13 protein-coding genes are annotated in these 11,182 nt (G+C 44.7%); 8 read left to right on the forward strand and 5 right to left on the reverse strand.

Features of this window, described 5'->3' with window-relative positions:
* Positions 1 to 57: 57 nt before the first annotated feature.
* Positions 58 to 1,527 (reverse strand): phytoene desaturase, encoded by a 1,470-nt coding sequence (locus NLZ44_RS06355; protein ID WP_493752221.1) that lies wholly within the window; start codon positions 1,525 to 1,527, stop codon positions 58 to 60.
* A gap of 286 nt (positions 1,528 to 1,813) precedes the next feature.
* On the opposite strand from NLZ44_RS06355, the gene NLZ44_RS06360 reads away from it, so the two are divergent.
* The 8 genes from NLZ44_RS06360 (at position 1,814) to NLZ44_RS06395 (ending at position 9,404) form a co-directional block, all read left to right on the forward strand.
* The gene (locus tag NLZ44_RS06360) at positions 1,814 to 3,283 is read left to right on the forward strand and encodes a hypothetical protein (protein ID WP_006669382.1); all 1,470 of its coding nucleotides are present in this window, start codon (positions 1,814 to 1,816) and stop codon (positions 3,281 to 3,283) included.
* Between the two features lie 174 nt (positions 3,284 to 3,457).
* Positions 3,458 to 3,808 carry a slr0373 family blue light stress response protein gene (locus NLZ44_RS06365; protein ID WP_493752222.1) on the forward strand — a complete coding sequence of 117 codons (351 nt, stop codon included), beginning with the start codon at positions 3,458 to 3,460 and terminating at the stop codon, positions 3,806 to 3,808.
* 109 nt (positions 3,809 to 3,917) lie between these two features.
* Positions 3,918 to 5,447: a stress-responsive protein Ycf46 gene (ycf46, locus tag NLZ44_RS06370; RefSeq protein WP_111893918.1), complete on the forward strand. Its 1,530-nt coding sequence runs from the start codon at positions 3,918 to 3,920 to the stop codon at positions 5,445 to 5,447.
* A gap of 150 nt (positions 5,448 to 5,597) precedes the next feature.
* Positions 5,598 to 5,951: a DUF1257 domain-containing protein gene (locus tag NLZ44_RS06375; protein WP_006617969.1), complete on the forward strand. Its 354-nt coding sequence runs from the start codon at positions 5,598 to 5,600 to the stop codon at positions 5,949 to 5,951.
* A 208-nt stretch (positions 5,952 to 6,159) separates the two neighbouring features.
* The gene (locus NLZ44_RS06380; protein WP_260378794.1) at positions 6,160 to 6,771 is read left to right on the forward strand and encodes an HAD family hydrolase; all 612 of its coding nucleotides are present in this window, start codon (positions 6,160 to 6,162) and stop codon (positions 6,769 to 6,771) included.
* A gap of 71 nt (positions 6,772 to 6,842) precedes the next feature.
* Entirely contained in the window at positions 6,843 to 7,448 is a 606-nt protein-coding gene (locus NLZ44_RS06385) for an IS607 family transposase (RefSeq protein ID WP_493752958.1), read from the forward strand.
* A complete protein-coding gene (locus NLZ44_RS06390; protein WP_493752959.1) occupies positions 7,411 to 8,520 on the forward strand; it encodes an RNA-guided endonuclease InsQ/TnpB family protein in 1,110 nt (369 codons plus the stop codon). The genes NLZ44_RS06385 and NLZ44_RS06390 overlap by 38 nt, the downstream gene beginning before the upstream one ends.
* 350 nt (positions 8,521 to 8,870) lie before the next feature.
* Complete coding sequence (locus NLZ44_RS06395) at positions 8,871 to 9,404, forward strand: helix-turn-helix domain-containing protein (RefSeq protein ID WP_493752223.1); 534 nt, start codon at positions 8,871 to 8,873, stop codon at positions 9,402 to 9,404.
* Between the two features lie 32 nt (positions 9,405 to 9,436).
* Here the strand turns inward: NLZ44_RS06395 and NLZ44_RS06400 are convergent, their stop codons facing one another.
* From NLZ44_RS06400 to NLZ44_RS06415, 4 genes are read right to left on the reverse strand one after another with little or no spacing between them, the layout of a single operon-like run.
* Positions 9,437 to 9,952: a hypothetical protein gene (locus NLZ44_RS06400; RefSeq protein ID WP_006669389.1), complete on the reverse strand. Its 516-nt coding sequence runs from the start codon at positions 9,950 to 9,952 to the stop codon at positions 9,437 to 9,439.
* A gap of 49 nt (positions 9,953 to 10,001) precedes the next feature.
* Positions 10,002 to 10,571 carry a hypothetical protein gene (locus NLZ44_RS06405; protein ID WP_006669390.1) on the reverse strand — a complete coding sequence of 190 codons (570 nt, stop codon included), beginning with the start codon at positions 10,569 to 10,571 and terminating at the stop codon, positions 10,002 to 10,004.
* Positions 10,572 to 10,588: 17 nt separating this feature from the next.
* On the reverse strand, positions 10,589 to 10,882 hold the full coding sequence (locus NLZ44_RS06410; RefSeq protein ID WP_006616747.1) for a hypothetical protein: 294 nt from the start codon (positions 10,880 to 10,882) through the stop codon (positions 10,589 to 10,591).
* A gap of 17 nt (positions 10,883 to 10,899) precedes the next feature.
* The gene (locus NLZ44_RS06415; RefSeq protein WP_046320829.1) at positions 10,900 to 11,175 is read right to left on the reverse strand and encodes a WXG100 family type VII secretion target; all 276 of its coding nucleotides are present in this window, start codon (positions 11,173 to 11,175) and stop codon (positions 10,900 to 10,902) included.
* Positions 11,176 to 11,182: the final 7 nt, after the last annotated feature.

The following is an 11,182-nucleotide window of genomic DNA, read 5'->3' on the forward strand; positions in this document are numbered from 1 at the left end:
GGCTACTCCTTTGATTTTACTATGGCGATTTTAGTTAATGTTCATCCTGTTTAAAAATCACGCTTTACCCACCAAATCCGACACAATTTTAGCCGAACTGATCACCCCTGGAATCCCCGCGCCCGGATGAGTACCCGCCCCGACAAAATACAAATTAGGGATATCTTCACTGACATTATGGGGACGAAACCAAGCGGACTGCATTAAGGTAGGTTCTAGGGAAAATGCACTTCCTAAATAGCTGTTAAGGGTATTTTGAAAATGCAGCGGATCTATATAATTTTCGGTGACAATATGTTGGGATAAATTGGGCATATATTGATTTTCTAAAAATTGAATTAGGCGATCGCGATAAGGTTTTGCCATGATTTTCCAGTCCGTATCTCCTGCTAAATTAGGAACCGGAGATAGCACATACCAACAATCACAACCCGATGGCGCTAAGGATGGGTCAGTCGCCGTAGGACGGTGTAAATACAGAGCAAAATCTGATGATAGGTGTTTTCGCCTAAACAAATCATCCATTAATTCTCGATAATTTGGTCCCATGATAATTTCATGGTGTGCCATATTATTATAACGTCTATTGGTACCAAAGTAAACTACAAATAGAGAAATTGAATGGCGCAGGCTTTTAATTTGGCGATCGCTATATTTTCTCCTAAATTGGGGTGAGATTAAATTGAGATAAGTAAACGCCACATCACCATTACTCACTACCGCCTCAGCTTCTAACATTTCCTGACTCTTCAAAATCACCCCCTTAGCTTTTCTGGTAGCCTCATCAATCACAATTTCCTCAACTTCCGCATTGACACATAAAACCCCCCCTATCTCCTCAAAAAGTCGCACCAAAGCCGCCACCAAAGCCCCCGTCCCCCCCATCGCAAACCAAATCCCAAAAACCTGTTCAAGTTTATGAATCATGGCATAAATCGATGTACTATTAAAAGGATTTCCACCAATCAATAAAGGATGAAAACTAAACACCTGGCGCAACCGTTCATCCTGTATATATTGATTCACAAATCCCGCCACAGATTTATAGGATTGAAGTTGTATCATGGCGGGCGCAACTTTCAGCATATCCCGAAATTTATGAAAAGGTTTAGTCATCAAAGGCAATCCTTTACTAAAGACTAAATCCGCCGCTCGACAGAATCTTTGATATCCCTGTACATCCCCAGGATTAAACTCTCGAATTTGCTCGATAAGTTGCTCGTAGTTATCATTATAGTTAAACACTGAACCATCAGGAAATCTGACCCGATAAAAAGGGTCTAGTTTGACTAATTGTACATAATCCGACATGGAGCGATCGGCTAAAGTAAATAAATCCTCAATTAATCCAGGAGCGGTAATAATGGTGGGACCGCCATCAAAGGTAAAACCATCCTGCTGATAGCAATAAGCCCGCCCTCCCGGTTTATCTCGCTTCTCCACAATAGTTACTTGATGACCTAAAGCCTGCAACCGAATCCCCGCAGCCAATCCACCCAATCCACTGCCAATAATGATAATATTCATGATTTTAGTTAATCGCACTGAATAGTTACTATAATATCTGAAAATATGTAATAATAAACAAGTGCTAAATAGAGACCTTTACAAATACCTGAGCCTAATGGTTCCCCATTAAGTTAACTTAAAGAGGGCGATCGCCCTTGGTGATCCGTCCCCACAATTGGAGCCTGAGCCGACATAATTAGGTAAGCAGATAGGAAATCAAACCCTTATCGAAATTAGCGGCTTCTCCAGACGGAAAAGTTAAAACCCAACTTGTCTGTATTCAGCGTCATTTGTCAGAACATCGATGAGTAGATTCTATAGTCTCCGGTTCACCGCCCAAATTTTAGCCCTGTTACCGATTGTACTTCTAACTGGATGTTCCCAGTCTCAACAGTCGGCACACAACCAAGTATCGGAAAAAGCGATCGCCGCCCAAGTGTCTGAATCAGAATCAGTCCCCAATGCGATCGCCCAATCAGCCAATCAAATTATATCCAAATCCAATCACTGCGTCGAAACCAACCCCTTTGATGAATCAGTGCGTTTTGCTCTGAGAGCCTCCAATTTAGCCCAAAACGCCCGCACGAAGGAAGATTGGGACGAAGTAGCCCGTCAATGGGTGCAAGCCGTAGCATGGATGCAAGCCGTCCCTCCCCGCAGTCCCCGGCGCAGCTTTGCCGAGAGAAAAGTAGTAGAGTATATGCGTAACCTGACCTACTCCCAACAACAAGCCGCCAGAAGCAGGTCAGTAAGTGCTTTTCCCAGTTTTGACAGCGAACTTTTCGATCGCCAATTAGAACTATATCTATCCTATTTAAGCACCGTTGGTACGCCAGACATTTTAATTGTCGGCAGTTCCCGCGCCCTTCAGGGAGTCGATCCTAGTCAAATGCAGCGTTCCCTAGCCGCTAGAGGCTACGGAAACCTAAGAATTTTCAACTTTGGCATCAATGGGGCTACAGCCCAGTTAGTAAACTATTTAATTAGGGAAATCTTACCCCCAGAGCATTTACCTCCGATGATTCTGTGGGCTGACGGAGTGCGAGCCTTTAATAGTGGTCGTTTCGATCGCACCTTTGCAGCAGTTTTAGCATCTGCGGGACATCAACGCATAGGTTCTGGTATCCGCCCCCAACTAGCCCAAGCACAACCTTACCCAACCACCTGTCACGAGTTCCCAGCACTTTGTGTGGCGAGGGGGTCAAAATTCAATTTTTACCAAGCAAAGCCGGATATCACCTTAGAGCCGATCATGGCGGACTCATCAGCAGACTGGGAACTAACAGATTTAGTCTATCGCCCTGGACAACAGCCCTTTAATCTGACTCCCATATCTCTTGATAACATTGATGCTCAAGGATTCCTACCCCTAAGCGATCGCTATAATCCCCAGACCTATTATCAACGTCGCCCTTATGTCTCTGGTCGTTATGACGGAGACTATCAATCATTTAACCTACAGGGGGTACAAGCCAGAGCCTTTGATTCTGTGGTCGCCTTTACTCGCGGGCGCAATATTTCCCTAGTCTTGGTTAACCTTCCCCTCACCGAAGGCTATTTAGACTCTGTGCGCTGGTCTGCTGAACGTCAATTCCAGGATCGGATGACATACCTTTCCCGACAGCAGGGGTTCCTGTTTATTGACCTCTCCCAAAGGGCTCTCACCCAATACCATTATTTTGTAGACCCTAGCCACCTCAACCGTTACGGCGCGAGGGCTGTCTCTCAAAAATTAGTCGCTGAACCCTCTATTCCCTGGCCCAGGAGGAACTGAGCGATCCCTAGCCCAGCCCTGTGCGGTGAATTGACCCACCCCACCAGTAGTTTTTTTGGCAATGATTGTAACGAAATATTACAAGTTTGACGTTATAGCAGCATAACTGCTTGACATCTGAAAAAAGACCCGCTATCTTGTCATACATACCCGGGTACACAAGTTCACTGTCCTATGCAAAGTAAGCAAAAGGTAACACTCTATATTCCACCTCAACTGCATCGCCAACTCAAAATCAAGGCAGCAGTTGAATCGGAACCAATGTCCGCTCTAGCTGAAAAAGCTCTTGTCTTCTATCTCACCCACCCAGAAATCGTAGATGAGTTAGAAGGACTACACGGACATAGCCACAAGGTTTATGCCTGTCCCGAGTGCGCCAGTTCTGTGGTCATAGACCAAGGCGAATTGGTATCACTCAAGAACCAACCCACTGTACTGTCGGACGAAGAAATTTCGGTTACGCAAGTGCGAGAAGTGGGTCCAACCACTGCCCACACAGGAGAAGAAGAACTCGTTCCCTGTTGAGGAAGTCAAAAAACCTAGCTTCGATGATAGTGCGATGTCGTGCTCACAATCGGATATGGGGAAACACCATTAGTAAACGTTGTACCGTCTCTACCCTGGATCGAGGACTATGCAAGAAGAACTTAGTATCCTAATTGAAGCTCGATATCCTCTGATCTACCTCGTGACTTTCGAGGAGGAGCGGTCGGAGCAGGCGATCGCCACCATTGCACAGAACTCGAAGCGCCAGCGGGAAGTATACGTTTGGACAGTAACGAGGGGACTGACCCAATATAGCGGGGAGCAAGCCCGTAACACAGTACAGTCTAACACGGTATCACCGCAATCGGCGATCGAATGGGTAATTCGGCACAGAGAACCAAATGCTAGTGGCAGTATTTACATCTTTAAGGACTTGCACCCCTTTAAGGATTCCCCAGAGGTAACCCGGTGTTTACGCGATGCGATCGCTAACTTCAAAAACACAAACAAGACAATCATCTTGATGTCTCCAGTGCAAGAAGTACCCATCGAGCTAGAAAAAGAAGTAGTCGTTCTTGACTTCCCCCTACCGGACATGACAGAACTCAATCAGGTACTGTCCGCCCAACTTGAGCAAAGCCGTTCTAAGCGCATCAACACCGAAACCAGGGAAAAACTCTTGAAGGCTACCCTAGGTTTAACAAAAGATGAAGCTGAGAAAGTGTACCGCAAAGCCCATGTAACCGCAGGTAGACTGACTGATAAAGAGGTTGAAATTGTTCTGTCTGAGAAAAAACAACTCATTCGGCGCAATGGCATCCTAGAGTTCATAGATGTTGATGAAACCATTGATGCCGTTGGGGGCTTAGAAGAGCTAAAACACTGGTTACAGCAGCGTTCTAACGCCTTTACCGAACGAGCCAGAGAGTATGGTCTACCCCAACCCAAAGGGATGCTAATTTTGGGAATTCCCGGTTGTGGAAAATCCCTGATAGCTAAAACTACATCTAGGCTGTGGGGTTTACCCCTGTTGCGATTAGATATGGGTCGGGTCTATGATGGCTCCATGGTAGGGCGATCGGAAGCCAACCTTCGTAACGCCCTCAAAACGGCAGAATCGATTTCTCCTGCCATCCTATTCATCGATGAATTAGACAAATCCTTTGCTGGAGGCAGTGGCTCTGCTGATTCAGACGGTGGCACATCTAGCCGCATCTTTGGTTCCTTCCTAACCTGGATGCAAGAGAAAGAATCCCCCGTGTTCGTGATGGCAACCGCCAACCGAGTCGAAAGGCTTCCCGGTGAGTTCCTCAGAAAAGGACGATTTGACGAAATCTTTTTTGTAGACTTACCCACCAAGGAAGAACGACAAGCTATTTTTCAGATTCACCTCTCCAAACGTCGCTCAGATATTGATCGCTTTGATATCGATCAGCTCTCTACCATATCTGAGGGCTTCTCAGGAGCGGAAATTGAGCAAGCCCTAATCGCTGCCATGTATGAGGCATTTGCTCAGGATCGCGAGTTTACGCAGCTCGACATCATCGCGGCCATTAAGGCAACCCTACCGCTGTCCAAAACTATGAAGGAACAGGTCACAGCGCTACGAGACTGGGCCAGACAGCGGGCGCGACCGGCTGCGTCCTCCGTCGCTGAATATCAGCGCATGGAGTTCTAACAGGCTTTCTCCTGGTCCAAACAGGAGTAAAGGCTAGCACATTCGCTAGCAGTTTCTATCACAATCGTCTTTGCATCCCACGAAGAGCGATTAAAGTTCAAATCAAAACCGTTGTTGTTTCGTTTTTAGTTCCACTAGGAGGATACCTAAATGTCTCACTTTAGCACACTGCGTACCAAGATCACCGATGCCGAAATCCTGAAATCTTCTCTGCGTGATCTGGGTATCTCTGTGAATTCCAACGCTGACGTTCGCGGTTACAACGGCCAGCGCGTCCGTGCCGACTTGGTTGCCGTCCTTGATGGCGAGTATGACCTGGGTTGGTCTCGCAATAGCGATGGAAGCTACGATTTGATCGCTGACCTGTGGGGTGTTGCTAAAAAACACAACCAAACTGAGTTGATCAACTCTATTAATCAAAAATACGCCGTTAACAAGACTTTGGCTGATGTTAAGCAGCGTGGTCTCCAAGGCGCAAACGTCAAACTGGTTGTTCAAAAATAGAATCTCTGAGCGTTCCCAAGCTGGCGGGTTAACCATTATGACGGGTTAACCCGTTTTTTGTGTGGCTAGTTAATTTAACGATGGAAACGGCCCTGACCATGCTACCATCTTGGTTTTGGGCGGGTTTATTAACATCAACGGGGTGATTATCCCAATCAAGGGGGGTTAATAAGTCAACTTGAATAGGGAAAAGGGAGTATTTGAGCAGTTGAAAACGGTTTTATTTTGGGATATTGACGGGACACTTTTAAACACTAAAGGGGCGGGGAGATCGGCGATGGAAGCAGCGATCGCAGATCTAATAGGCGATCGCACGGATTTGTCAGCTTTGAATATGGCGGGATTGACAGATTGGGATATTTGCAGCAGGATTTTAGAAAAGTGCAATCTTGAACCGACGGCGGAAAATATCGAACAACTTGAGAAACTCTACATTAAACATCTCCCCGAAATGTTGCTGCGATGTCGGGGATATGTGTTGGCGGGAGTGCGGGAAATTTTGGAGAATTTGCAACAGCGCACCGATGTTTTATCTTTGGTTTTAACGGGAAATATGGAAGCGGGGGGAAGGGCTAAATTGGCTCACTATGGTCTGGATTCATACTTCCCCCTAGGCGCGTTTTCCAGGCGATCGCGCGAGCGGGTGGAAATTGCACAACGGGCTATGATTTTAGCCGAGCAACAGTTAGGAAAACTCACGCCGGATCGATTATATGTTATTGGTGATACGCCCCATGATGTGCGCTGCGGTCAAGCGATTGGGGCGAGGGCGATCGCGATCGCTTCAGGACACCATGGCGCTGAAGAGTTGAGAGCATGATTTAATCTCAAATTAGGTTAATATTTTAGGGCAATATGGTATAAGAAGCGAGAAGAGTTGAGGATAAACCTATTGCCAGATATGTCAAACCCAAGGAAGCGGCCCAAATCCTTGGAGTCCATGAAAGAACACTCCGCAGATGGGACGACAATGGCTCAATCGAGACCATCAGAACCCCCGCTGGGCAACGACGATACAACGTTGAGTCATATACTGCCAAATCAGGCAGTGACAAACGCAAAGTCGTTATCTATGCCAGAGTTAGTAGCCGCGCCCAGCAGTCCGACCTCAACCGACAGGTGGCCGCACTGTCCAACCTCTACCCCGAAGCAGAAGTCGTCTCAGAAATCGGAGGCGGGCTCAACTTCAAGGGAAAGAAAATGCTGGCCTTACTGGGACATCAATTGTCAGGAGATGTCCGCATGGTTGTCGTTGCCCACCCAGACCGATTGGCAATATGGGGATTTGACTTGTTTCGATGGCTCTGTGAGCAAAACAGGTGCTCACTCATGGTTCTCAACCAGACAAGTCTCAGTCCAGAACCAGAAATGGTTGAGGACATCCTCGCCATCCTCCACTGCTTCAGTTCCCGATTATACCGACGGAGTAAATACAAAACTCAGGTCAAAGAAGATCCGGATTTACCCCAGCCCCGAGCTAAATCAAGTCTGGCGTAAATGGCTGGCTGCTTGTCGGTATTGCTACAACCAAGCAATTGCATTATCTAGGAGTGGTAAACGACTAAGCAAGTTAAAGTTACGCAACGAAGTGATGCAGAGTGACTTACCCGAATGGGTCAAAGAAACACCCTGCCACATTCGGCAAAATGCCATCTTTGATGCCTATCAGGCTTTGACCGCTAGTCCTGATGCAAGGTTTAGAAGTTGTCGTGACAGCTCTCAAGGGATTAAGTTCAATAATACTAATTTCTCTTCAGGGAGTTGGTATCCAAGACTCACGAAAGGATTAACTTTCATGGTTTCCGAACCCATCCCTAAAACTTGCGGGCAAGGGACTCAGTTGGTGTTTACCAAAGGTCGATGGTTGGCGATTTTCCCTGAACCAGTTGCCGTTACCCCAACTGACGCTACTGGCGTGATTGCATTAGACCCGGGTGTGCGAACTTTCATAACTGGGTTTGATGGCTCTCGGTTTCTGGAATTTGGCTCCGGGGATATAGGACGCATTACTAGGCTATGTCAACATTTGGATGATTTGATGAGCCGAATCGCCAAGGAACCCTGTCGTTCAAGAAGGCGACGGATGAGGCAAGCGGCTCAACGAATGAGAACCAAAATCCGCAATCTAGTTGATGAAGCCCACAAACAAATTGCTCACTACTTGACTCACAACTACAGCATAATTTTTCTGCCCACCTTCGAGACTTCCAACATGGTTGCCAAAGCCAAGCGGAAAATCAAATCCAAGACTGCCCGCGCCATGCTGACATGGGCGCATTATCGATTTAAACTAACCCTGAGACATCAAGGGGAAATAACTGGAACCACAGTTGTAGATGTGACGGAAGAATACACCAGCAAAACCTGTACTCACTGTGGTCATGTGCATTCCCAGCTAGGTGGCTCAAAAGTGTTCCGATGTCCTGAGTGCGGGTTCACTCTACCCAGGGACTGGAACGGTGCTTTGGGAATCTTTCTAAAAGCTTTGCGGGATACCGCCTCTGTTACCTTAACGGGTAATAGTGCTATCGTCGCATTGTCAGGCAATAGCCGGATAAATGTCGCGTAAATGTATCAGATTGCGGTTCTTGGTGGGTTTGGGATGCACTTCCCCACCCCCAGCAGTTTTTGGAGACGGTGGGACTTAGGGAAACTATTGATTGAGTTGGGCTATGGCAACTCAAATTAGGGCTGGGAGTATCGCGCCACTGACTGATTGGGATTGAACTGTCTCAGGTGGTACTTCTTGCTGTTGATTTTTTAGTCATAAGTATAGCCACGCCAGCACCACAGGTTCATCTAATGCGATCGCTCCTCCCCTTGTCAACCCCTTTATTCTTTTATGGCGGCGATTTGAGCCAGGGATTATAATGGATAATCATAAAAAAGGAGATGTTTCGGAAGGAGAATTGAGAGGGGATGGAGTGGCAAAGTGTGGTTAACTCGATTGATGAGTTTGTGTTTGAAAAAACTGGGGAACACTTGGATAGCCTGCAATTGGCAATTTTAAAGGGAGTGCTGAATGGCCATAAGTATAGTGCGATCGGCAAGCAGTACGGATGTAGTACAGGTCATGCCAAGGATAAGGGATACGAACTATGGCAGTTATTATCAAAAGTCTTTGATCAAGATGTTAATAAATCAAATTTAGTCGCTACAGTTGAGCGTTTAGGGTTTGTAAATTATCAGCCTCCTTTGATTGGCAATAATGTGCGCGTTAATACTATTAATCTTTGCAGTAATTATGAAACAGCCAATTTAGACAATCCGGATAAAGTCCATCCTGAATCTCCAGTCACAAATACCATATATGAAGACGAAATAGTTGAACAGATATTGCAAGAGACTAAATTTAAGGCGGTGGAGAAACTAAGTAAACTCGGTTTAACACCGGAACAAATTGCCGAATCCCTAGATTTACCCTTACCAGAAGTTGAGAATTGGATAGAGTAAATTAATGTTAATTTTGACAATTATGGATTAGATTATCTGGTATTGCAAGATGGCTGTTGGATGACGCTGTTTGGTTCCACGCTATCCATAAGCCAGCTATTTTTATTACCGTCAAAAATTAAATTAAAAATCAAACTTTCGCAGGGAGTCCGACCATTTTTCATGTGATATTTCAACCACACTTTAATTTTGGCTTGGCTATTATTTTTAGCAAACGTCTGGAAAGCATAAACATCAACTTTTCGGACAGAATCCCACCAATTATCCTTAACTCTTCGAGCTTCTCTTCGTCGCCAAGAGTCGCTGAGTAACTTGATAGCTTCTTGTCTATTGCTGGGGGCTAACTGATAATACCTAACAATTGTGTCTTCAGGAGCAGAAGTATTCCCTGTTCTATTTAAAGCTGACGAGCTAGTAGTATTGTTGTGAGACCTGGGAATATAAGATTGAGGCTTAATTAATATTGCTGCAATAATCAAAGCACCAGCAATCACACTACCGATAATTACCTGATCTTGCCAATCTATTTTTTGTTGATTTTCTTTCATATCTAATAGCTTCCTATTGAATTGGGTTTGACAGCATATCTTCAATAATTTATTTAGGTTGATTATGAGAATTTTGGGGATTATGATTTTTTTCTAATTCTTCTTGTCTCCTTTTTCTTTCGTTTTCTTGAGAAGTTTTAAAAGATTCTGCTAATTGATCTTCAATATTGGGTACACGATCAATTCTGGCAAAATCATAGTCGGTTTTATCCTCCTCTTGTTGTTCTATGGAAGAAATAGGTTTTGCTGATGACATGGCAATTTCTGAGGGAGGAGAAGCATACCCCAAACCAATGATTCCTTGTACAGTTTGAACTCCTGTAACAATTTTTTCAACAACATCACCTAGCTTCACCTTTCTTTGTTCCGCAGTCTTAATTTGTTGCACTAAAAACAACATATATTTTTCACAGCCATCAATTTCACCTTGATAAGTAGATGACAGTTTTTCAAACAAAGGTGCAAATTTATCAAATTGTTGATCGTGCCAAGTCAATTTAAGATTTTCCCATTGAGTAGCTACCTTTCCCCACTCTTGCTGTAACGTTCCTCGAAATTGATCTAACTGCCTGAGCAAGCACTCAGCATCTTCTAAGTTAAAAGAAGTTGGTTTAACCATATCTATCTTTTCCTGATTTATAAGTCGGCTAAACGTCCAGACAATTTTTGTTTTTTAGTCTCATTTATTTCAATTTGTTCTCGAACAAATCTGATGTATTGGTCGCTTTCTTTTTCCGCATCATTATAAGTAGAGATAAATTTCTCAAATATCGGTTCAAATTTATCAAATTGTTGATCGCGCCAAACCGATTTAAGATTGCTCCACTGGTTCAAAACCCTTGACCATTCATCCCGGATAGCCTCGTGAAACTGTTCCAGTTCTTTGAGTAGATCTTCTGCATCTTGAGCATCAAATGAAGTTTGAGCCATAACCCTTTCTCCTTTTATTAATAATTTTGTTCAAACTCTTTCAAGATATCATCAAACTTTCTGAGCCATTCCAAGGCATCGTCACCCGCTTCTAAGGCTCTTTGTACCATGTCTTTGGTTTGGTCGAAATCTTTAGTAAATTGGTCTTTACTTTCTCCTTTCCAAGAATCATCACATTTTCTCCAAGCTCCTTCAACTGCCTTAAATTTATCAGTTGTTAAATCTTGGAAATCAGACAAAGCCGCAATAAATTTGGCTAACTCTTGTTCGTCAATATCCAAATCTCTTGACATCCTACAA

This window comes from Arthrospira sp. PCC 9901 (assembly GCF_059013425.1).

Coding starts and splice junctions, on each gene's coding strand:
- NLZ44_RS06355 (WP_493752221.1), bottom strand. CDS start 1,527: ATGAATATTATCATTATTGGCAGTGGATTGGGTGGATTGGCTGCGGGG.
- NLZ44_RS06360 (WP_006669382.1), top strand. CDS start 1,814: ATGAGTAGATTCTATAGTCTCCGGTTCACCGCCCAAATTTTAGCCCTG.
- NLZ44_RS06365 (WP_493752222.1), top strand. CDS start 3,458: ATGCAAAGTAAGCAAAAGGTAACACTCTATATTCCACCTCAACTGCAT.
- ycf46 (WP_111893918.1), top strand. CDS start 3,918: ATGCAAGAAGAACTTAGTATCCTAATTGAAGCTCGATATCCTCTGATC.
- NLZ44_RS06375 (WP_006617969.1), top strand. CDS start 5,598: ATGTCTCACTTTAGCACACTGCGTACCAAGATCACCGATGCCGAAATC.
- NLZ44_RS06395 (WP_493752223.1), top strand. CDS start 8,871: ATGGAGTGGCAAAGTGTGGTTAACTCGATTGATGAGTTTGTGTTTGAA.
- NLZ44_RS06400 (WP_006669389.1), bottom strand. CDS start 9,952: ATGAAAGAAAATCAACAAAAAATAGATTGGCAAGATCAGGTAATTATC.
- NLZ44_RS06405 (WP_006669390.1), bottom strand. CDS start 10,571: ATGGTTAAACCAACTTCTTTTAACTTAGAAGATGCTGAGTGCTTGCTC.
- NLZ44_RS06410 (WP_006616747.1), bottom strand. CDS start 10,882: ATGGCTCAAACTTCATTTGATGCTCAAGATGCAGAAGATCTACTCAAA.
- NLZ44_RS06415 (WP_046320829.1), bottom strand. CDS start 11,175: ATGTCAAGAGATTTGGATATTGACGAACAAGAGTTAGCCAAATTTATT.